21 protein-coding genes are annotated in these 21882 nt (G+C 58.5%); 11 read left to right on the forward strand and 10 right to left on the reverse strand.

Going from position 1 to position 21882, the window contains the following annotated elements:
- Nucleotides 1-99 precede the first annotated feature (99 nt).
- The gene (locus ACR0K5_RS11905; protein WP_480629867.1) at nt 100-1668 is read left to right on the forward strand and encodes a 2-isopropylmalate synthase; all 1569 of its coding nucleotides are present in this window, start codon (nt 100-102) and stop codon (nt 1666-1668) included.
- A 175-nt stretch (nt 1669-1843) separates the two neighbouring features.
- Here ACR0K5_RS11905 and ACR0K5_RS11910 read toward each other — a convergent pair whose 3' ends face one another.
- Nucleotides 1844-2629 carry a 23S rRNA (adenine(2030)-N(6))-methyltransferase RlmJ gene (locus ACR0K5_RS11910; RefSeq protein ID WP_480629868.1) on the reverse strand — a complete coding sequence of 262 codons (786 nt, stop codon included), beginning with the start codon at nt 2627-2629 and terminating at the stop codon, nt 1844-1846.
- Between the two features lie 155 nt (nt 2630-2784).
- Here ACR0K5_RS11910 and ACR0K5_RS11915 point away from each other — a divergent pair, with 155 nt between their 5' ends.
- Genes ACR0K5_RS11915 through ACR0K5_RS11940 form a run of 6 tightly spaced genes read left to right on the forward strand, consistent with a single transcriptional unit; the run spans nt 2785 to nt 9351 of the window.
- Nucleotides 2785-3831 (forward strand): rod shape-determining protein, encoded by a 1047-nt coding sequence (locus tag ACR0K5_RS11915; protein WP_039523195.1) that lies wholly within the window; start codon nt 2785-2787, stop codon nt 3829-3831.
- A gap of 58 nt (nt 3832-3889) precedes the next feature.
- A complete protein-coding gene (gene mreC, locus ACR0K5_RS11920) occupies nt 3890-4792 on the forward strand; it encodes a rod shape-determining protein MreC (RefSeq protein WP_480629869.1) in 903 nt (300 codons plus the stop codon).
- Nucleotides 4785-5321, forward strand: coding sequence for a rod shape-determining protein MreD (locus tag ACR0K5_RS11925; protein WP_480629870.1), 537 nt, complete (start codon nt 4785-4787; stop codon nt 5319-5321). Before mreC ends, ACR0K5_RS11925 begins: the two co-directional genes overlap by 8 nt.
- Nucleotides 5318-7267: a penicillin-binding protein 2 gene (mrdA, locus tag ACR0K5_RS11930; protein WP_480629871.1), complete on the forward strand. Its 1950-nt coding sequence runs from the start codon at nt 5318-5320 to the stop codon at nt 7265-7267. Before ACR0K5_RS11925 ends, mrdA begins: the two co-directional genes overlap by 4 nt.
- Nucleotides 7264-8403 (forward strand): rod shape-determining protein RodA, encoded by a 1140-nt coding sequence (rodA, locus tag ACR0K5_RS11935; protein WP_480629872.1) that lies wholly within the window; start codon nt 7264-7266, stop codon nt 8401-8403. Before mrdA ends, rodA begins: the two co-directional genes overlap by 4 nt.
- A 15-nt stretch (nt 8404-8418) precedes the next feature.
- Nucleotides 8419-9351: a 2-hydroxyacid dehydrogenase gene (locus ACR0K5_RS11940; RefSeq protein ID WP_480629873.1), complete on the forward strand. Its 933-nt coding sequence runs from the start codon at nt 8419-8421 to the stop codon at nt 9349-9351.
- Nucleotides 9352-9353: 2 nt separating this feature from the next.
- Here ACR0K5_RS11940 and ACR0K5_RS11945 read toward each other — a convergent pair whose 3' ends face one another.
- The 6 genes from ACR0K5_RS11945 to ACR0K5_RS11970 all read right to left on the reverse strand — a co-directional run bounded on the left by ACR0K5_RS11945 (nt 9354) and on the right by ACR0K5_RS11970 (nt 15923).
- Complete coding sequence (locus ACR0K5_RS11945; protein WP_480629874.1) at nt 9354-11369, reverse strand: M3 family metallopeptidase; 2016 nt, start codon at nt 11367-11369, stop codon at nt 9354-9356.
- A gap of 75 nt (nt 11370-11444) precedes the next feature.
- Complete coding sequence (locus ACR0K5_RS11950; RefSeq protein WP_480629875.1) at nt 11445-12494, reverse strand: HesA/MoeB/ThiF family protein; 1050 nt, start codon at nt 12492-12494, stop codon at nt 11445-11447.
- Complete coding sequence (gene dut / locus ACR0K5_RS11955) at nt 12494-12949, reverse strand: dUTP diphosphatase (RefSeq protein ID WP_480629876.1); 456 nt, start codon at nt 12947-12949, stop codon at nt 12494-12496. The genes ACR0K5_RS11950 and dut overlap by 1 nt, the downstream gene beginning before the upstream one ends.
- Nucleotides 12950-12964: 15 nt before the next feature.
- The gene (gene coaBC, locus ACR0K5_RS11960) at nt 12965-14161 is read right to left on the reverse strand and encodes a bifunctional phosphopantothenoylcysteine decarboxylase/phosphopantothenate--cysteine ligase CoaBC (protein WP_480629877.1); all 1197 of its coding nucleotides are present in this window, start codon (nt 14159-14161) and stop codon (nt 12965-12967) included.
- A 62-nt stretch (nt 14162-14223) separates the two neighbouring features.
- Nucleotides 14224-15048 carry a ChaN family lipoprotein gene (locus tag ACR0K5_RS11965; protein ID WP_480629878.1) on the reverse strand — a complete coding sequence of 275 codons (825 nt, stop codon included), beginning with the start codon at nt 15046-15048 and terminating at the stop codon, nt 14224-14226.
- A complete protein-coding gene (locus ACR0K5_RS11970) occupies nt 15045-15923 on the reverse strand; it encodes an RNA polymerase factor sigma-32 (protein ID WP_480629879.1) in 879 nt (292 codons plus the stop codon). Before ACR0K5_RS11970 ends, ACR0K5_RS11965 begins: the two co-directional genes overlap by 4 nt.
- 99 nt (nt 15924-16022) lie before the next feature.
- Here ACR0K5_RS11970 and cobU point away from each other — a divergent pair, with 99 nt between their 5' ends.
- Genes cobU through ACR0K5_RS11990 form a run of 4 tightly spaced genes read left to right on the forward strand, consistent with a single transcriptional unit; the run spans nt 16023 to nt 19621 of the window.
- Nucleotides 16023-16544: a bifunctional adenosylcobinamide kinase/adenosylcobinamide-phosphate guanylyltransferase gene (cobU, locus tag ACR0K5_RS11975; RefSeq protein ID WP_480629880.1), complete on the forward strand. Its 522-nt coding sequence runs from the start codon at nt 16023-16025 to the stop codon at nt 16542-16544.
- Entirely contained in the window at nt 16541-17119 is a 579-nt protein-coding gene (locus tag ACR0K5_RS11980; protein ID WP_480629881.1) for a histidine phosphatase family protein, read from the forward strand. Before cobU ends, ACR0K5_RS11980 begins: the two co-directional genes overlap by 4 nt.
- Nucleotides 17120-17177: 58 nt before the next feature.
- Nucleotides 17178-18059, forward strand: a complete 882-nt coding sequence (locus ACR0K5_RS11985; protein WP_480629882.1) for a glutathione S-transferase — start codon at nt 17178-17180, stop codon at nt 18057-18059.
- A 47-nt stretch (nt 18060-18106) separates the two neighbouring features.
- Complete coding sequence (locus ACR0K5_RS11990) at nt 18107-19621, forward strand: YifB family Mg chelatase-like AAA ATPase (RefSeq protein ID WP_480629883.1); 1515 nt, start codon at nt 18107-18109, stop codon at nt 19619-19621.
- On the opposite strand, the gene gshB is transcribed toward ACR0K5_RS11990, so the two are convergent.
- From gshB to rsmI, 3 genes are all read right to left on the reverse strand, one after another.
- A complete protein-coding gene (gene gshB / locus ACR0K5_RS11995) occupies nt 19618-20550 on the reverse strand; it encodes a glutathione synthase (RefSeq protein WP_480629884.1) in 933 nt (310 codons plus the stop codon). The genes ACR0K5_RS11990 and gshB overlap by 4 nt on opposite strands.
- 61 nt (nt 20551-20611) lie before the next feature.
- Nucleotides 20612-20983, reverse strand: coding sequence for a YraN family protein (locus ACR0K5_RS12000; RefSeq protein WP_480629885.1), 372 nt, complete (start codon nt 20981-20983; stop codon nt 20612-20614).
- 1 nt (nt 20984) lies between these two features.
- The gene (gene rsmI / locus ACR0K5_RS12005; protein WP_480629886.1) at nt 20985-21842 is read right to left on the reverse strand and encodes a 16S rRNA (cytidine(1402)-2'-O)-methyltransferase; all 858 of its coding nucleotides are present in this window, start codon (nt 21840-21842) and stop codon (nt 20985-20987) included.
- Nucleotides 21843-21882: the final 40 nt, after the last annotated feature.

Below are 21882 nucleotides of genomic sequence, written 5' to 3' on the forward strand. Positions count from 1 at the left end.
CTGATCCTAATCCGCCTCTGAGCGTGCCATCCGGCGCGCCCGCTCAGAGGAGGACGCCAGCGCGCCATAGGCTTTAGGACAGACAAGAAAGAGATTCCCATGACCAACGTGACCGACCAAGACCGCGTCTTGATCTTCGATACCACTTTGCGCGACGGCGAACAGAGTCCCGGCGCAACCATGACCCATGACGAAAAGCTTGAGATTGCCGAGCTGCTGGACGAGATGGGCGTCGACATCATCGAAGCCGGTTTTCCGATCGCCTCGGAAGGTGATTTCAAGGCCGTATCCGAGATCGCCCAACGCTCGAAAAACAGCCGTATCTGCGGTCTGGCCCGCGCCAATTTTGCCGATATCGACCGCTGCTGGGAGGCGGTCAAACACGCGGAACAGAACCGCATTCACACCTTCATCGGCACCTCTCCGCTGCACCGAGCCATTCCGAACCTGACCCAGGACGAAATGGCAGATAAAATCCACGAAACGGTCAGCCATGCCCGCAATCTGTGCGAAAACGTGCAGTGGTCGCCAATGGATGCAACACGGACCGAATGGGATTACCTGTGCCGCGTGATCGAAATCGCAATCAAGGCTGGTGCGACCACGATCAACATCCCCGACACAGTGGGGTATACCGCGCCGTTGGAATCCGCTGACCTGATCAAACGCCTGATCGAGACGGTTCCGGGCGCAGATGAGGTGATCTTTGCCACCCACTGCCACAACGATCTTGGTATGGCGACAGCGAACTCGCTGGCGGCCGTGATCGGTGGCGCACGCCAGATCGAATGCACCATCAATGGTCTGGGCGAGCGTGCCGGCAACACTGCGTTGGAAGAAGTCGTGATGGCAATGCGCACACGCAATGACATCATGCCCTACCACACCGGGATCGACACGACCAAGATCATGCATATCTCGCGCCGGGTCGCCACTGTGTCGGGCTTCAACGTTCAGTTCAACAAGGCCATCGTCGGCAAAAACGCGTTTGCACACGAAAGCGGCATCCACCAGGACGGCATGCTGAAGAACCGCGACAATTTCGAGATTATGCGCCCCGAGGATATCGGCCTGTCGGGCACATCCCTGCCTCTGGGCAAACACTCGGGGCGCGCGGCTCTGCGCGATAAGCTGGAAACGCTGGGCTTTGAAGTTGGTGACAATCAACTCAAGGATATCTTCGTGCGGTTCAAGGATCTTGCGGATCGCAAGAAGGAAGTATTCGACGACGATCTCATTGCGCTGATGATGCTGGATGAGGCCGACGACTATCTGCAATTGGTATCGATGAAAGTCACCTGCGGCACCGGCGGCCAGGCTGAATCGACGGTCGAGTTGGAAGTTGACAGCAAGGACGTCATCGCCACTGAACATGGTGACGGGCCGGTAGACGCGACCTTCAAGGCGATCCGTGCGATTTATCCCAATACAGCTCGTTTGCAGCTGTATCAGGTACATGCAGTGACAGAAGGCACCGATGCGCAAGCCACAGTCTCGGTCAGACTGGAAGAAGATGGCATGATCGCAACTGGTCAATCGGCGAACACGGATACTGTCGTGGCCTCGGCCAAAGCCTATATCCACGCGCTGAACCGCCTGATTGTGCGCCGGGAAAAGACCGGCCCGGGGGCGGATGCCCGCGAAATCAGCTACAAAGATCTGACCTGATCGAAAAAAGGCGCAGTGAAGGACTCTGGCGCCAGCGGTTGCCCGGTTGCGCCGAACTCCCTTGCAGCTTTGGGCCCGGTAGCGCTTTCGGCGCGCTGCCGGGCCAACGTGTTTAGCGGCATCTCTGATGCAGGCAAACATGGCTTGAGCATCTGTTGAATTCTGCCGATTAACGTCAAAGGCCTGAGAATAGCTGCGACAGTCGTCTCGTTTCGTCCTCGATACCAAACGGCGCATTCAGCACAAACATCCCTGATCCCACCATTCGATGCCCCTCGCGCGCAGGCGGAAACGTCACCTCATGACAAATGGCCTTGGGGAAGTTTTGCGACTTGAGCGCCGCGATCATCCGGGCGTGACGTTTGTCCGTCAGCACCGGGTACCACAGCGCAATCACACCGACATTCCATTTGCGGTGCAGCTTGGCAATCACACCAGGCAGGCGGTCGTAATCGGTCTTCATTTCATAGCTTGGGTCAATCAGCAACATTCCCCGGCGTGGCGTCGGAGGCAGCAGGGACTGTGCCAGTTCAAACCCGTCCTGTTGGTATACCTTGGCCCCAAAGGGTGACATTGCCAAAGACAGGGCCGCGTATTCCTGAGGATGGAGTTCCGAAAAATGCAGACTGTCCTGTTCCCGCAACAAACTGGCCGCAATCATCGGCGAGCCCGGATAGGCCGCGGCACCTTGCCGGGCCTGCACGCTTTCCAGAACCCGCGCCATCGGATGTTCGGGTCCGAACCACTTTTCTCGTTTTGCGCGCTCGATCCCCGCCGCAGCCTCACCTGTTCGAACGGATTCGTTTGCGTCCAACTTGTACAATCCCCGCCCGGAATGCGTTTCGATATAGCTGAGCGGCTTGTCCTTGCGCGTCAGATAATTCAGCACCCACGCCAGTAAAGCGTGCTTTTGGACATCAGCCAGATTCCCGGCGTGGTAAATGTGTTGATAAGAGAGCATTTTGCCTTCTAAAGTCCCATTCAATAAGGCGGAAAGGTGCTGATTGTCGCGGAATCAGCCCTTTTACCGGGCGTGATGGCACCCTATAAGTCATCCGTCCCGGAACCGTCGAGTCGCGGGCAGTAGAAAAACCGACATACAGGATCAGGGGAAACATGGGGATCTTTGGCAATCTGGGCGGCCTGTTCACAGCGGACATGGCCATCGACCTTGGAACGGCGAACACGCTGGTTTACGTCAAGGGGCGCGGTGTCATCCTGTCTGAGCCTTCCGTGGTTGCCTACCACGTAAAAGACGGTGTGAAGAAAGTTCTGGCCGTTGGCGAAGATGCCAAGCTGATGCTGGGCCGGACGCCCGGTTCGATCGAAGCCATCCGCCCCATGCGCGAAGGCGTAATTGCCGACTTCGATACCGCCGAAGAAATGATCAAGCACTTTATCCGCAAGGTTCACAAGCGCTCGACATTCTCGAAACCCAAGATCATCGTTTGCGTTCCCCATGGCGCGACCCCGGTTGAGAAACGCGCAATCCGCCAGTCGGTACTGTCTGCGGGCGCACGTCGCGCGGGCCTGATTGCTGAACCGATTGCAGCCGCGATTGGTGCCGGCATGCCCATCACCGACCCAACCGGCAACATGGTCGTCGATATCGGTGGCGGCACAACCGAAGTGGCCGTTCTGTCGCTCGGCGACATCGTTTACGCCCGCTCTGTTCGAGTTGGTGGCGACCGAATGGACGAAGCCATCATCTCGTACCTGCGTCGTCAGCAGAACCTGCTGGTCGGTGAATCCACCGCCGAGCGTATCAAGACCACCATTGGTACTGCCCGTATGCCCGATGACGGCCGCGGCCAGTCGATGCACATCCGGGGCCGCGACCTGTTGAATGGCGTGCCCAAGGAAATCGAGATCAGCCAGGCCCAGGTCGCCGAAGCCCTGTCCGAACCCGTGCAGCAGATTTGCGAAGCGGTAATGACCGCGCTTGAGACGACGCCGCCCGATCTGGCAGCGGACATTGTCGACCGTGGCGTCATGCTGACCGGTGGTGGCGCGCTGTTGGGCGATCTGGATCTTGCCCTGCGCGAACAGACCGGTCTGGCCGTGTCCATCGCGGACGAAAGCCTGAATTGTGTGGCTTTGGGCACCGGCAAAGCGCTAGAATACGAAAAACAGCTGCGCCACGCGATTGACTACGAAAGCTAAGGCGCGCACCCTTTAGGGGCAGGCTTAATTCGGCACGAGCAGCACGGGAAGGTAACCTGTGGCAAAAGACCGATCACAGCGCGATGACTACACGACCCCCCTACGGCGTCTGCTGCTGGGGATTGTCATTTTGTGCCTGCTCGGCATCTTTCTGGTTTGGCGGATCGACAGTCCACGCGTGGAACGATTCCGCGCGCAGGTGGTGGACGCGGTTGTGCCCTCGATGGATTGGGCCATGGTGCCTGTGACCGCCACCGTGAATCTTGTCCGCGATTTCCAAAGCTATCAGCGCCTGAGTGAGCAAAATCGCGAACTGCGCAGCGAATTGCGCCTGATGCGCGCCTGGAAGGAGGCCGCGCTACAGTTGGAACAGGAAAACGCTCGGCTGTTGGACCTGAACAATGTACGCCTCGACCCGCGCCTGACATACATCACAGGTGTTGTGATGGCTGACAGCGGATCACCCTTTCGCCAGTCCGTTTTGTTGAATGTAGGTGAGCGCGACGGGATCGTCGATGGCTGGGCCACGATGGATGGTATCGGGCTGGTTGGCCGGATTTCCGGCGTCGGTCCGGATACGGCCAGGGTAATCCTGGTGACGGATGCCACCAGCGCCATTCCCGCGACCATTCAACCTTCTGGTCAGACCGCACTGATTAAAGGAGATAACCATCCGGCCCCGGTGGTCGAGTTTCTTGAGAACCGGGAACTGGTCCGCCCCGGTGATCGCGTTATCACGTCCGGCGACGGTGGTGTGTTTCCGGCCGGCCTGCTGATCGGCCAGATTGCTGCGGATCCGGGCGGTCGCCTGCGCGTGCGCTTGTCGGCGGATTTCGAACGGCTCGAGTTTCTTCGGGTTTTGCGCTTCCATTCGGCCCCCCCCATTCAGGACCCGGGCGGGATCGTCGGACCAACGCGGCCCGAGGCAGCGCTTGCCCCGGATGAGGTAAGCGATGGATAAGCCGGCCTCTCAAAATTGGGCTATGCGCGGCCTCTATGCATCGCTGGCCTGCGTCGTGCTGTTCCTTCATTTGCTGCCGCTCGACGCTCAACCAGATCGCTGGCCCTTTCCTGATGTGCTGATTGCGCTGACCTTTGCCTGGGTAATACGGCGCCCCGATTATGTTCCAACACTGCTGGTTGCGTTTGTCATGTTGATGGCGGACCTTCTTCTGCAACGCCCGCCCGGTCTTCTGGCCGCCATTGTGGTATTTGGCACGGCCTATCTGCGCTCGGCCGCCCCAAGTATGAAGGACGGCGGATTTGCCGGGGAATGGATGTCCGTCAGCGTGGTGATTTCTACGGTCTTTTTAATGAACAGAGTTGTTCTGTCGATCTTGTCGGTGCAGCAGGCCGCTTTGTGGCCAGTTGTGATTCAACTTGTACTGACAATCGCCTTCTACCCGGTCATCGTGCTGCTGAGCCAAAGCGTTTTTGGTGTCCGCCGCATGTCTGCCGCAGATGCCGGATCCGTGGGGAGCCGGGCATGAAGCAACGCAAACCCAAATCTCAGGGCCTTGCCTATAAACGTCTGCCACGCAGAGCGCTGGTATTGGGCGGTTTACAGGCGGCTTTTATCGGCGGGCTGGCCGCGCGGATGCGCTTTATGCAGGTGGACCAGGCCGATGAATACCGCCTGTTGGCTGAAGAAAACCGCATCAACATTCGTCTGATCCCACCAACCCGCGGGCGTATCTATGACCGCAACGGTCAGATCATCGGTCAGAACTCGCCGTCATACCGCATCGTCATCGTGCGTGAAGACGCAGGTGATGTAGACAAAGTGATCGCCAAGTTGTCGGAATTAATCCCGCTTAACGATGATGAAATTGAGCGCGCCCAGACCGAAATGCGCCGCTCGGCCCCGTTCCTGCCAGTGACTCTGGCGGATCAGGTCACCTGGGAAGACATATCGAAAGTCGCCGTCAATGCCCCGGCCCTGCCGGGTGTAACGCCCGAGGTGGGCCTGACGCGGCAATACCCACGCTATGAGGATTTTGCCCATATCGTCGGCTATGTCGGTCCGGTCAGCGACTATGATCTCAGCCAGATCGAAGATCCAGAGCCCGTTCTGCGAATCCCCCGGTTTCAGATCGGCAAGGTCGGCCTTGAGGCGAAACAGGAAATCTCACTACGCGGCAAGGCCGGTGCCAAGCGTGTCGAAGTTAACGCAACCGGTCGTGTCATGCGCGAGTTGGACAGGCAAGAAGGTCAGCCCGGAGCCGACCTGCAATTGTCCGTCGATGCGGACCTGCAACAATACGCGCAGGCCCGTCTCGCCGGAGAAAGCGCTGCCGCCGTTGTCATCGATTGCGAAACCGGTGATCTGCGCGCGATGGCCTCGGCCCCCAGTTTCGACCCCAATCTGTTTGTTCGCGGAATCTCGGTCGCGGATTACCAATTCCTGACGCAGGACAAATATCGCCCGCTGGCCAATAAAACGGTGCAGGGCACCTACCCGCCGGGTTCAACGTTCAAGATGGTTACTGCATTGGCCGCGCTTGAAGCTGGTGTCATAGGTCCCGGCAACACCGTCTATTGCCCCGGCCATTTGAAAGTTGGCAGCCGCCGCTTCCATTGCTGGAAACGCGGAGGTCACGGCATGGTGGACCTCAACACATCGCTGAAGCGCAGCTGCGATGTTTACTACTATGATGTGGCACTGAAGGTCGGGATCGATAGAATCTCGGAAATGGCCCGCGCCCTTGGATTGGGTATCAAGCACGACATACCCATGTCAGCTGTGCGCGCCGGGTTGGCACCAAACCAGGAATGGAAGCAACGGGTGCACGGCCAAGAATGGCTTATTGGCGATACAGCCAATGCATCCATCGGGCAGGGCTTCATGTTGGCCTCGCCCATGCAATTGGCCGTGATGACCGCGCGGATCGCTACTGGACGTGCTGTCTCGCCTCGTTTGGTGAGAACTGTCAACGGGATTGAACAGCCCAGCGGCGCGGGTGAACCACTCGAAATTAACCCCAACAGTCTCAAACACATCCGAGAGGCGATGTGGTCGGTATCAAACGATCGACGCGGTACGGCCTATCGCAGCCGTATCATCGCTGATGAGTTCCGCATGGCAGGCAAAACCGGCACCAGTCAGGTTCGCAATATCACCAAGGCGGAAAGGGCAGCAGGGGTAATACGGAACGAAGACTTGCCATGGGAACGCCGCGACCACGCGCTGTTTGTCAGCTTTGCCCCATACGACAAACCCAAATACGCGATTGCGGTCGTTGTTGAACATGGCGGCGGTGGATCCAAAGCAGCGGCACCGGTGGCTCGCGATATCATGCTTCAGGCGCTCTACAACGGCACCCCTCCACTCGAGGCGTACCCCGTTGCCGACCGCGAACGTATCAAGGAACAACAAAAACGGCTCGAGGGCGATCGACGCCCCAAAGCGCGTCCGGACGAAAAGGACCGCGCATGAGCTATCTTGAATACGCGGTTAAATCCACACCGTCAGGATTTCGCAAATTTCTGTTCATGAACTGGCCATTGACACTGCTGCTGATCAGCACAGCCAGCGCAGGCTTCCTGATGCTGTATTCTGTCGCGGGCGGGTCGTGGACGCCCTGGGCAGAGCCGCAGATGGAACGTTTTGGGCTTGGTCTGACAGCGATGTTCATCATTGCACTGGTTCCAATCTGGTTCTGGCGCAACATGTCCGTGCTGGCCTATCTTGGTTCTGTGGCTTTGCTGGTGTTTGTGGAATTGTTCGGCACTATCGGCATGGGTGCACAGCGCTGGATCGACCTAGGTTTCATGCGTCTGCAACCCTCAGAGGTGATGAAGGTTGCACTGGTCATGGTTCTGGCGGCCTATTACGACTGGCTTCCATCACACAAGACTTCCCGCCCGCTTTGGGTCTTTATCCCGGTGATCCTGATTATCCTGCCCACGCTTCTGGTTCTAAAGCAACCGGATCTTGGCACGTCGATCCTGCTGTTGGCTGCCGGTGGCGGGTTGATGTTTCTCGCGGGTGTCCACTGGGCCTATTTTGCCGCCGTCATTGCCGCGGTCGTGGGCCTGATCGCGGCCGTGTTCAACAGTCGCGGGACTGAGTGGCAATTGCTCAAGGATTATCAGTTCCGCCGGATCGACACGTTTCTGGATCCCTCTACCGATCCTCTGGGCGCCGGGTATCACATCACCCAGTCCAAAATTGCGTTGGGATCCGGAGGATGGAACGGGCGTGGGTTCATGCAGGGCACGCAATCCCGACTGAACTTTTTACCCGAGAAACACACCGATTTCATCTTCACGACTCTCGCGGAAGAATTCGGGTTTGTCGGCGGTATCACGCTCCTGGTTCTCTACGCTCTGATCCTTGTGTTTTGCATGGTGACTGCGCTGGCCACCAAGGACCGGTTCTCGTCGCTGGTCACTCTGGGCATCGCTCTGAACTTCTTCCTGTTTTTTGCCGTCAACATGTCGATGGTGATGGGCATGGCGCCAGTCGTGGGCGTGCCATTGCCAATGGTCAGCTATGGCGGTTCGGCCATGTTGGTTCTGATGGCGGCCTTTGGCATCGTCCAAAGTGCCCATATCCACCGTCCCCGTTAATAGGAAAGGCCTTCGATGCCCGTAAACGTCCTGTTTTCCGCGCGCCCTGCCCTTTGGCCCGTGTATCAACCGTTGCTCACGCAATATCTTGATGAGGCTGGCGTGGACGTCCAGATTGGAACCGAGTTTGAACCGGATCAGGTCGACTACGTCGTCTACGCCCCGAACGGCGGAGTGAACGATTTCTCGCCTTTCACGCGTCTGAAAGCGGTACTGAGCCTCTGGGCCGGGGTCGAAAAAATAGCGGATAATGATACCCTAACCGCCCCATTGGCACGGATGGTGGATCATGGGCTGACACAAGGCATGACTGAATGGGTGGTGGGCCACGTTCTGCGCTACCATCTGGGGATGGACCGGCACATCACCGTGCAGGACAGCACGTGGGCCCCGGACGCGCCGCCACTGGCGCAAGAGCGCAACGTCTGCATTCTGGGCCTTGGCGCATTGGGTGAGGCTGCGGCCCGCGCCCTAGCTACGCTGAATTTTCAGGTCACAGGCTGGAGCCGCACCGCCAAAGAAATCCCTGGCGTGACCTGCTTACATGGTCCCGAGGGGTTGCGAGAAGCGCTTTCTCAGGCTGAAATTCTGGTTCTGTTGCTGCCCGACACCCCTGCGACTGAAAACGCCCTGAATGCCGAAACGCTGGCCTTGCTGCCCAAGGGGGCTCGTATCATCAACCCGGGTCGCGGCCCGCTGATCGATGACGATGCGCTGTTGGATGCCCTGAACTCGGGCCAGATCGATCACGCAACACTGGATGTGTTCCGTATCGAGCCCTTGCCCACCGATCACCCCTATTGGGCACATCCGAGTGTCACTGTGACGCCTCATATCGCTTCAGAGACCCGCCCGGTAACCGCCGCGCAGGTCATTTGCGAAAACATCCGGCGGGGTGAGGCCGGTGAGCCCTTTGTGCACCTCGTAGATCGCACTTTGGGCTACTGAATTCAGGCGGCGATCAGGCCACGGCCTTTCAGCAAGGCCTCAACACCAGGCAATCGTCCCCGAAACGCCAGATACAAGTCCTCCGCCTCGCGTGAACCCCCAGTGGACAGGATGTTGTCTTCCAACGCTTTGGCGCGTTCGGGATCAAAGGCACCGCCCGCCTCTTCAAAGGCGGCAAAAGCGTCGGCATCCATCACCTCGGACCACATATAGCTGTAGTAGCCCGAGCTATAGCCATCACCTGCAAAGACATGGGCAAAGTGAGGCGTGGCATGGCGCATTCCAATGGCATTTGGCATCCCCAAATTGGCCAGAACCTCTGACTGTTTTGCCATTGGATCTGCTGGGGCTTCGCCATCATGGAAGGCCAGATCAACAAGGGCCGAGGCGACATATTCCACCGTTTGGAACCCCTGATCGAAATTTGCCGCTTTCAACACCTTCTCCAGCATCTCCTGCGGCATCGGTTCGCCCGTTTCGGCATGAGTCGCAAACTCGGCCAAAACCTCGGGCACTTCCAGCCAATGTTCATAAAGCTGGCTGGGCAGTTCGACGAAATCGCGCGCCACCGAAGTGCCCGAGATGCTTTCATAGGTCACGTTGGACAGCATCTGGTGCAGGGCGTGGCCGAACTCATGGAACAAGGTTCGCGCATCATCATAAGACAGCAGCGCGGGATCACCCTTGGCAAAGTTACAGACATTGATGACAACCGGCGCCTGTTCCTGCGGGAACTTCGCTTGGGCCCGCATCGCGCTGCACCACGCGCCAGATCGCTTGGATCCCCGTGCAAAGTAGTCGCCGATGAATACAGCAATGTGCTGTCCGTCGCGTGTGACTTCCCAGGCTCGGCAGTCTTGGTGATAAAGCGGCACGTCCAACGGTTTGAACTCCAACCCGAACAGCCGGTTGGCACAAGCAAATGAAGCCTCGATCATACGATCCAGCTGTAGGTAGGGTTTCAACGCCGCCTCATCCAGATCGTGTTCAACCTTGCGCCGCCTTTCAGCGTAGTAACGCCAATCCCAGGCTTCCAGCGGTCCGTTGATGCCGTCGTCCTGCATCATTTGCGTCAGGACATCCGCATCAGTATCGGCACGGGATTTAGCCGGTTCCCACACCTGCATCAACAGCTCACGCACGCGATCCGGCGTGCGGGCCATTTCGGTTTCCAGCTTATAGTTTGCGAAATTGTCATAGCCCAGCAGATTGGCGCGTTCCTCGCGCAGCGCCAAAATCTCGGCCGCGATGTCGCGGTTATCGGATTCTCCACCATTGGCGCCACGCGCAACCCAGGCGCGATAGGCTTTTTCACGCATGTCCCGACGGGGCGAAAACTGCAGGAATGGCACAATCAGTGACCGTGACAAGGTAACCACTGGCCCTTCGGCTTCCTTCTCTTGCCCCGCAGCGCGGGTTGCGTCCACGACGAAATCCGGCAGGCCCTGCAAATCCTCTTCGGTCAGGTCCATGAACCAATCCCGCTCATCCGCCAGCAGATTTTGGGTAAAGGACGTGCCCAATGAGGCGAGGCGCGATTTGATCTCTTGCATGCGGGCGTCTTCGTCCCCTTCCAACGCCGCACCGGCACGCACAAAGCCCCGATGGGTCAACATCAGCACACGGGCCTGTTCTTCGGTCAGGTTCAGATCATCGCGACGCGCCCAAAGGTCGGCAACGCGTTTGAACAGCACTTTGTTAGACGAAATACCCGAAAAATGCGCCGATAGCTTGGGGGAAAATTCGCGCTGTAGCTCTTCGCGTTTGGGATTGCTGTCTGCGCCTGCAACGGTGAAGAAGACCGACAGAACCTTGTCCAGCTGCTCGCCCGCAGCCTCCAAAGCCTCAATAGTATTGGCAAAAGTCGGCGCCTCTGCGTTCTCCGCAATCGCGTCGATCTGGGCGTTATGAGCCTTCATCGCCCTATCCAAGGCGGGTGAGAAATCGTCATCGGAAATATCGGCGAAAGGGGCAATTTGAAAAGGGGTGGTCCAGTTGGACAGGATCGGGTTGGTCATGCAGATCTCCTTTGACCCTATAGCTAAGCCGCCATGGCCGGATGTTCCAGAACCCCCAACCCACGTAAAGAAAGGTTAATCCTCTGCGGCACCGCAGACGGGGCAATCAACGCGGCGGGTCAGAGTGATCTTGCGGCTTTCCCCATACAGCGCGTCATAGATCAGCATCTCGCCACGCAACGCCATGCCAGCACCTGTGATCACCTTGATCGCCTCAACAGCCATCATTGATCCGACAACCCCCGGCAGCGGGCCGATCACTCCGGCCTCGGAACAGGACGGGGCCAGACCGGGGGCCGGAGCCTCGGGGAAAATGCACTGATAGCAGGGGCTGCCATTGGCCGGGTCAAACACACTCAGCTGCCCTTCCCACTGCGATAACGCCCCCGAGATCAGCGGCTTGCCCAGCGCGACAGCCGTTCGGTTGGCAAGGTAACGGGTCTCAAAATTGTCGGTTCCGTCAAGGATCAGATCGAAATCGGCAAACAGATCGGTCGCAATTTCATCGCTCAACCGGCGATGATAGGGCAGAACCACCACGTTCGGGTTTTGCGCCTCCATCGCCCGCTGGGCCGAGAAGACCTTGGGCATCTCGATATCCGCATCACGATGAATGACCTGTCGCTGCAGGTTGGCATTCTCGACGACGTCATCATCGATGATACCGATTGTGCCAACGCCCGCGGCTGCCAGATATTGCAACGCCGGCGCGCCCAGTCCACCTGCGCCAATCACCAGAACGCGGGCCTTCTTCAGCTTTTTCTGACCAGGTCCACCCAGTTCACGCAAAACGATATGGCGGGCATAGCGGTCCAGCTCGGTCTCGGTAAATCGGTCAGAGGGCATGGCAGGCTCCTGGTCTGAAGCTGATGCTGCGCGGTTGCGCAGGGCTTTCAACCCTCTGCCATACAACAAAACTGCGACGGCGAAACCCACAAGGATCAGCCACAGCGCCGCAGACCCACCGGTTGCCTCTCGAAGCGGGTGCCCATCCGGCAAGATCAGATGAGACAGAATGACCCCCGCCAGCAGCATGCTAACCGAAACCACGCGTGCTGTTTTTGACGTGCCTGCGATATAACCGACACCCCACAGTCCAGCGGCCAGAATGAAAACCAACAGCATCAGCCGCGCCCGGTCGAGCCGAAACCACCAGTCCCGCGACCCGTATTGCCCAATGCCTGGGTCAGTTCAAACGTGGCCTGCACGACCGGCGCGACCACCAGCTGCGCGATACGGTCGCCATGCGCAATCTCGAACCGGTCCTGACCTGCATTCATGACGATGACGCCTATGGGTCCGCGATAATCGCTGTCGATGGTACCCGGCGTATTGGGCAACGTGATCCCGTGTTTCAACGCGAGGCCCGAGCGCGGACGGACCTGAACCTCATACCCTTGCGGGATTTCGATACGCAGACCTGTCGGCACGAGTGCGCGTTGACCAGGCTCCAGAGATATCGACACGCCGTCGGGCAGGTTGGCGCGCACGTCCGCCCCAGCCGCCCCGGACGTTTCATAAGATGGAAGCGCTACGGCGGGGTCTGCTCCGTCTTCGCGGATCACTCGAATTGCAACCATGCCCTTGCCTTTCCTTCAGTCCGCCAACGTGTCTGCGATCTTTGCAGCCAACCGTCGCGCCACCTCATCCTTGCCCAGCCGGGGCCATTCCTCGGCTCCGTTGTCCGAGATCAGGATGACCGCATTCTCGGATCCGCCCATGATACCGGTCGTCGGACTGACATCATTGGCGACGATCCAGTCGCAGCCTTTGCGAAGGCGCTTGGCGGTTGCGTGTTCAATCACATTGTCTGTCTCAGCCGCGAAGCCAACAACCAACGACGGGCGATTTGCTTCCATCCGGGATACACGTTTCAAAATGTCCGGGTTTTCGGCGAATTCCAGTACAGGCAGGCCGTCACGACTCTTCTTCAGCTTCTTATCTGACGCGCTGGCAACGCGCCAATCCGCGACAGCCGCCGCAAACACGCCCGCATCAACTGGCAGAGCGGCATCAACCGCGTCAGACATCTGTTGTGCTGTTTCGACGGGCACGGTTTGTACACCTGCGGGGGGCGGCACTTCGGCGGGACCAGTCACAAAAATCACCTCGGCCCCCAAATCCGCCAGCGCCCGCGCCAAGGCAGAGCCCTGTGCCCCGGACGACCGGTTCGCGATATACCGCACCGGATCAATCGGTTCGTGCGTCGGGCCAGACGTCACCAGCACGCGCTTGCCCGCCAAAGGGCCTGTAGACAATTGAGCCTCAACTGCTGCGACAATCTCCAGCGGTTCGGACATGCGCCCAGGACCGTATTCGCCGCAAGCCATGTCGCCTTCGTTCGGGCCGACAAATCGCACACCGTCTGCCTGAAGCTGCTTCAGGTTTCGTTGCGTTGCCGGGTGATCCCACATCCGCACATTCATCGCGGGCGCACACAATACAGGCGTGTCCGTGGCCATCAGAAGAGTCGATGCCAGATCGTTGGCCAGCCCACCGGCCATCTTGCCCATCAGGTCCGCCGTTGCAGGGGCCACGACGATCAGATCCGCGGAGCGTGACAGCTGGATATGCCCCATCTCGGCCTCATCGGTAAGGTCGAACAGATCGCGATAGACCTTTTCACCCGCCAGTGCAGACACAGACAGTGGCGTCACAAACTCTTCCGCCGCGCGCGTCAAAACTGGGGTCACGTCAGCGCCACGTTCACGTAGCCTGCGGATCAGGTCCAACGACTTATAGGCCGCGATCCCGCCACCGATGATCAGCAGAATGCGTTTGGATGACAGCATGTTCAGCCCTTCCTGTCCCGGTCGGCCCGACATTAGGCAAGGCCTGCAGGTAGTTCCAGCGATTAATTCTGAACCTGAAACGCCGCACAGGGGTCTTCACGCTCGACCATGGGGCTGTCGATTACGATATCGAAATCACCGTCGATCGCTCCATCCTCGGATTGCCCGATGGCTAACACTTTCCATCCAGGCTGAAGGCTCGAGAGAAAGGTCGGTATACCCCGGTCCTTTCGCGCATGACCGTTTCCAGTGATCACGGCAACCGGCCCCCCGGTTTCTTCCATCGCACGTACCACCGTGCGGGCCAGTACAGCATCGCGCAGGCGCTGGATCGCAACCATCTGGGGCAACATCTCAGCCGGAAGAGCATCGCAATGCGCCGCCAACTGGTCAGCCTCGCGCGCTGCCTGCTCTTTGGACTTCAGCGGTATATTCAGACCATAACGCGCCGCGTCTGCACCCAGTGCCGTGGCGGCACCACGTTCCATAGCGTTACGGGCGGCGGCACGCGGAACCATCGCCCCGTAGACCGGCGCGCTTGAGGCCGCAAACACCGGATAGTACATGCTGAGAGGAGGCCAACCGCTTTCCGCCCAATCCAGAATACGGTTCAACTGCTCAGGGTCTGCAACGGCTTTTTGCGCAAGCCGCTGCGCGCCCTCTTCGGTAACCATTTCCCAAACGACAGCCGAAGGCGAGATAACCTCAAGCGCTTTGGCCTGAACAAGATGGTGTCTGGGGTTGTCGTGGACCTCACCCAGGATCACAACATCGGCGTCCCGCATCTTGGACACAGCATCATCGGGAATAAGTTCATCAGCCAGCCCGGGCCGCACCAGCGCAACCGCAAGACCAAGAACACACACAAGAATCGCAAGTTGTTTCATGCGATGAAGTGTTGCACCTCACGCGACTGGGCTTCAAGGTTCTTGCGCATCTTCGCGAAGGCCGCGGCCTCTAGCTGGCGCACGCGTTCTTTGGACAAACCCAGCTCCATACCAAGGCTTTCCAGTGTGCGCGCGGGCTCTCTCAGCTTGCGTTCGCGCACAATGAAACGTTCGCGTTCATTCAGCGCATTCATCGCGGTCAACAGCCACTCGCGCAATTGCTCTGTATCGTGGCGGTGTTCAACTGCTTCAGCGGCCTGTTCACGATCGTCTTCCAAAGCGTCGATCCACTCTCGCCCTTCTTCATCGGTTGATTGAACGGCATTCAGGGAAAAATCAGAGCCGGACAGGCGCCCTTCCATCATCTCAACGTCGCGCAGGGGAACCCCAATTTCCGTAGCGATCATTTGATGCAGCTGATGGCGGTCCAGATCCTGACCTTCGGTGGCGGCTTCACGTTCCAGCCGGGCCTGAACACGCCGCATGTTGAAGAACAGGGACTTCTGAGCCGAAGTGGACCCTGTCCGAACCATCGACCAGTTCCGCATCACGTAGTCCTGAATGCTCGCCTTGATCCACCAAACGGCATAGGTCGAAAAGCGCACGCCGCGATCCGGGTCAAATTTGTCTGCGGCTTTCATAAGGCCCAAGCCGGCCTCCTGAATAAGATCGTTCATCGGCGCGCCATAGCGTTTGAACTTGGCCGCCATCGAAATCGCCAGCCGCATATAAGCGGTGATCAGACGGTGTAACGCTTTTTCATCACGCTCATCGCGCCAGGCATACGCCAGTTTCAGTTCGGTTTCCGCATCCAGCAGCTCGGCCTTCATTGCTTGCCGGGACATCGAAAAGTCCGTCGCATTGTCCAGTGCCATAAACCTCTCCCCTGATTGCAGGCGCTGGTCGGACTTGCTTTGCCGACCTATGACCTTTACGCAAAACAGCACCAATCGGATCAACTATAGGTAAGAATTGTGTCGCCGGATTTAACCTTGGTTCTGGGTGGGGCCGCGTCAGGCAAGTCGGCATTCGCCGAAGAACTGGTTGTTTCTGCGGGGAAAAGCCGAGTTTACCTTGCGACATCACAAGTGTTTGATGACGAGATGCGTCAGAAAATTGACCGACATCTCAAGCAACGTGGCGACGGTTGGCACACGGTCGAAGAACCCTTTGACTTGGGGCCGGTTCTGGCCAAGTTAACGCCCGATCAGGTTTGTCTGATTGACTGCGCCACCATGTGGCTGAGCAACCACCTGCTGACTGATACCGATATGGGGTCGGCACAAACTGCCCTGCTTGAAGCACTGCGCACATGCCCGGCCCGGATCGTGATGGTCTCGAACGAGGTTGGTCACGGTATTGTCCCGGACAACGCCCTGGCCCGCCGGTTTCGCGAGGCGCAGGGTCGGTTGAACATTGCCCTTGCGGCACAGGCAAATTTGGTAGTGCAGGTCACCGCAGGGTTGCCTCTGGTTCTGAAAGGGCAATTACCGTGACGCGACTGCACCTTGTACGACACGGGCCGACACATGCAAAAACCATGGTCGGCTGGTCCGATCTGCCCGCCGACCTGAGCGATACAGCGGCCCTGAAACGCCTGAACGACCATTTACCGCCTGATGCGATTGTGATCTCGTCCGACCTGTCGCGCGCAATTGATACTGCCACCGCCATACAAGGCCAACGCCAACGCTTGCCTCATCACCCGGACCTTCGGGAAATCCACTTTGGCCGGTGGGAGCTGCGCGGTTTTGCCGAAATCGAAGCCGAAGACCCGGATCTGGCTTTTGCGTATTGGGACAACCCCGGCGATGTCCGCCCGCCGCAGGGTGAAAGCTGGAACGACGTCCGCAATAGGGTCGATTCCGTTATTGACGCTCTTGTCGCCACGCATACTGACCGCGATTTGGTGATCGTTGCACATTTCGGTGTAATCCTCACTCAGGTGCAACGCGCACTTGATCTGGATGGGCAACAGACTTTTTCGCATCAGATCGACAACCTGTCGGTGACAGATGTCACGGTCGGCGCAGACGCCTGGTCGGTCGGCTCGATCAATCACCTTCCGTGAACAGGTCTTGCACAAATCACTGTTTTACCGGGTTGCGAACCTGAGGCATCGTCTGCGTATGACTTATGATTTGTATATCGGCGACCGCCTCTTCTCCAGTTGGTCTATGCGCGGCTGGTTGATGCTTGAGAAATTCAACCTGCCCTACCGCAGCCACATGATCGGCCTGTATTCGGGCACTATGAGACAGGACATGGAGTCCCTGGCCCCAGCCCGCCTGGTTCCCGCCCTGCGCCTGCCGGAAGGGACGGTCGTCGGTGAAAGTCTGGCCATGGCCGAAACACTGGCCGAGCGCCACCCAGATGCTGGGATGTGGCCGTCAGATCCCGCAGCCCGGGCGACCGCCCGCTGGCTCTGCGCCGAGATGGTGGCCGGGTTTAGTGCCTTGCGAGGTGAATGCCCAATGCAATTGCTGCACATGTGGCGGGATTTCACACCGTCAGATGAAACTTTGGCAGATCTCGCTCGGATCGAAACGCTCTGGGCCCACGCGCGCGAAATATCAGGTGCAGAACAAGGCCCATTGTTTGGCGCTTACTCACTGGCGGACGTTTTCTACACACCTGTGGCGGCACGGATCATCGGGTATGGGCTGCCAGTGTCAGGGGCGAGCCGGGCCTATTGTCTGAACTTGCTGTCAGATCCCACCGTAAGACAATGGCGCGCAATGGGCCTGACCGTTCAATACGACCCCTTCCCCTATTCCCAAGACTTGCCGTCCGAGCCATGGCCGATCGGAGGGGTGTCCAGCGCCAAACCGGTGCCCGGCCCATCAATCAACAACGCATGTCCTTATTCCGGCAAACCAGTTGCGGATTTTCTGGAACTGGACGGCAAATGCTGGGGGTTCTGCAACCCGTTCTGCCGCGACAAAACCGTCGCCGACCCCGACGCATGGCCCAAATTCGCTGTATTGCGCGCGGCCGTTAACGACTCTTAAACCACAACCATGTCAGCAACGTCCTGTTAACCAAGAACAGGACTGCCATGGTCGCCCGCGCCCACACTGTTGCCTTTCAAGGGGTCGATGCCCGCCCGGTCGAAGTGCAATGTGCTGTCTCTCCCGGCCTTCCGGCGTTTTCAATCGTGGGCCTGCCTGACAAAGCCGTATCCGAAGCGCGGGACCGTATCCGAAGCGCGTTGAGCGCCATGGCTATCGCGCTACCTTCGAAACGAATTACCATCAACCTGTCCCCCGCCGACTTGCCCAAGGAGGGCAGCCATTTCGACCTGCCCATCGCGGTCGCACTGTTATCCGCGCTTGAAATCATCCCAGCCGACGCCGCCGAAGGAACAGTTGCACTGGGAGAGTTATCGCTCGATGGCTCTCTGGTGCCCGTTGTCGGCGCCCTGCCCGCCGCCATGACGGCTGCATCTGACGATCGCATGTTGCTTTGCCCCAAAGCCTCGAGCGCCGAAGCGGCGTGGGTCGATGCCACGCAAGTGATCGGCGCGGGTTCTCTGGGCGATGTCGTCCGCCATTTTTCAGGCCAGTCACCTTTACCGGCAGCACAACCCGGAGAGGTAAACCTGACGCCCAGCACGCGGGATCTGCGCGATGTAAAAGGGCAGGAACGCGCCAAACGCGCTTTGGAAATCGCTGCAGCCGGGCGTCACCATCTGATCATGATCGGCACACCGGGTTCGGGCAAATCCATGTTGGCGGCGCGACTTCCGGGCATCTTGCCCCCGCTGACGGCAGTCGAAGCTTTGGAAACTTCGATGATCCAGTCTTTGTGCGGGTTGCTGGACGAAGGGGGTATCAACCGCACCCGGCCTTTTCGTGAACCGCACCACACGGCCTCTATGGCAGCTATCGTCGGTGGCGGCAAAGGAGCTAAACCGGGTGAAATCTCATTGGCCCATAACGGTGTGCTGTTCATGGATGAGTTTCCTGAGTTTCCGCGTACCGTTTTGGAAACCTTGCGCCAACCAATTGAAACCGGAGAAGTCATGGTGGCGCGCGCCAACGCTCATGTAAAATATCCCTGCCGCTTTATGCTGGTGGCTGCTGCAAACCCCTGTAAGTGCGGCTACCTGACCGATCCGTCCCGCGCCTGCTCGCGCGCACCCGGCTGTGGCGAGGATTACCTGAACCGCATCTCAGGCCCTTTAATGGACAGATTCGACCTGCGGATCGAAGTGCCACCCGTGGGGTTCACTGACCTTGATCTCCCCCCATCCGGCGACTGTTCGGCAACAGTTGCCGCACGCGTAGAAAACGCCCGCACCGTTCAAGCGAACCGGTTTCGAGACACCCCGCACCTGCGTCAAAATGCAGATGCAGAAGGCAAGGTTCTGGAAGAGATCGCCTCACCCGACGCCGAGGGGAAAGAGGTACTGCTGAAAGCGGCAGATCGGTTCGGCCTGTCGGCCCGCGCTTTTCACCGTATTCTGAGGGTGGCGCGCACCATCGCCGATCTGGATGGCGCAGCCGACATTCGCAGGCCACATGTTGCCGAGGCGCTGAGCTTTCGCATCAGCGCCCGGGTCATGGCTTAAACTTTGGCTTCAATCGCCTGCCAAATTTTCTCGGCAATGTTGACACCGTCGAACCGTTCAAGCTCCTGAATGCCGGTGGGCGAGGTTACGTTGATCTCGGTCAGGTAATTGCCAATAACGTCGATCCCGACAAAAATCTGACCTTTTTCTTTCAGCAGAGGGCCTATAGCAGCACAGATCTCAAGATCACGGTCAGATAACCCTGTCTTTTCCGGACGTCCACCCACATGCATATTCGACCTCGTTTCACCTGCGGCCGGAATCCGGTTGATTGCGCCAACCGGGTCACCATTCACCAGAATCACCCGTTTGTCGCCATTGCTGACATCCGGCAGGAATTTCTGCACGATCAGCGGCTCACGCGAGAACCCTGTGAACAACTCATGCAGAGAGGTCAGGTTGCGGTCACTGGCATCCAGCCGGAACACGCCTGCGCCGCCATTGCCATAAAGTGGCTTTAGGATGATATCGCCGTGTTTTTCCTTGAACGATTTGATTGTCTGCAGATCTCGGGCAATCGTCGTCGGCGGGGTCAGGTCGGGGAAGTCCAGCACCAACAGTTTTTCCGGATAGTTGCGCACCCAGAACGGGTCGTTGATCACCAGCGCCTGCCCCTTGAGACGATCCAACAAGTGCGTCGACGTGATGTAGTGCATGTCGAACGGAGGGTCCTGCCGCAACCAGACCACATCGAAATCAGCCAGATCAACTTCGCGCTCCGGGCCCAAAACGGCCGGATCGCCTGCAACCCGCTGGACGGTCATGTCATGGCCACGTGCGGTGATGCGGCCCTCCTGATAGGCCAGTTGATCCGGCCCGTAGAAAAACAGCGAATGCCCGCGTACCTGCGCCTCTTCCGCCAGACGGAATGAGCTGTCGGCGTTGATGTCCACGGCCCCGATTGGGTCCATTTGAAAGGCGATTTTCATGGCGTGTCCCTCAGTTTCACGCCAGATACATGGCCCAGCAGGCCTGAGGGTTCAATGGGGCTTAGGCGTGACCGAAGGCGTTTTCGATGATTTGCACCGCGCCAGAACCATCCACAAGCGCCGCGTCAAAGCGGACATTGGTCAGTTGTCCGTTTGGTTCGTTTTCCAGGAATTGCGCGGCTGAGGCATAGATTCGGTCAATTTGTCTTTGGCTGATCCGGGCAGCGGCGCTTTCGAAACTGGCGCTTTTCTTGACTTCGATGAACACAAGCCCACTGTCGCTTCGCGCGATCAGATCGATTTCCCCGGCCGCGCCACGCCAGCGCCTATGCGCGATGGAATAACCCCGCCGTTCGTAATCTGTTGCAACCCGAATCTCAGCCGCTTGCCCTGCGTGATATGAGACCGTTCCCTGAGTAGCCCGACGACCCATGTCATCCCTTTCCCAGTTTCAGAGCTTTCTGGTAAATCGGACGCCGCGGCAGATCATACATTTCTGACACAAGATCCGCTGCATCCCTGACCGAGTGGGTTTCCAAAGCTCGCTTCAAAGCCTCTTCTACGTCGGATTCGTTAACGCTTTGCGAATGACTGCGGTCCACCAGCAGAACCACTTCGCCCTTCACCGGGTTTTCCTGAATTTCTGCCGCCAGATCGGCCAGGCTTCCACGACGAATTTCTTCGAACTTTTTCGTCAGTTCACGACACAAAGCCGCCTGACGATCTGCCCCCAGGCATTCGGCAAGATCTGCAAGGCTGGCCGACACGCGTTTCGGGGATTCATAGAACACCAAGGTGCCTGGTATGTTTTTCAACGCCTCAATCCGGGTCCGGCGTGCGCCTGATGCATTGGGCAAGAAACCTGCGAAAAAGAATGAATCTGTTGGCAGGCCCGCCAAGGTCAGCGCCGTTATGGCGGCGGATGCGCCGGGGGCGCAGGTAACCGTATGCCCGGCCTCAGCCGCCTGCTTTCCCAGATCATAGCCCGGATCGGCAATTAGCGGCATACCGGCCTCCGACGCGTAGGCAACAGATTGCCCCTGCGCCAGCGCATCCATAAGCTTGCCGCGTGCACCCGCTCCACTGTGGTCATGGTAAGCTTGGATCCGGCGGCCCTCCAGCGGGATGCCATGAATCTCCATCAACCGGCGCAGGCTACGGGTATCTTCGGCCGCAATCACATCTGCCGAGGCCAGAACATCCAGCGCCCTGAGCGTAATATCGCGCGCGGTTCCGATCGGAGTGGCAACAAAATACAGGCCCGCAGCCAATCTGATCTTTTGGAAATTCAAAGCTGGACCCTCACAGCGTGACGTTTATTATCGCGGCTCG

It is taken from the genome of Ruegeria sp. AB9, assembly GCF_056542585.1.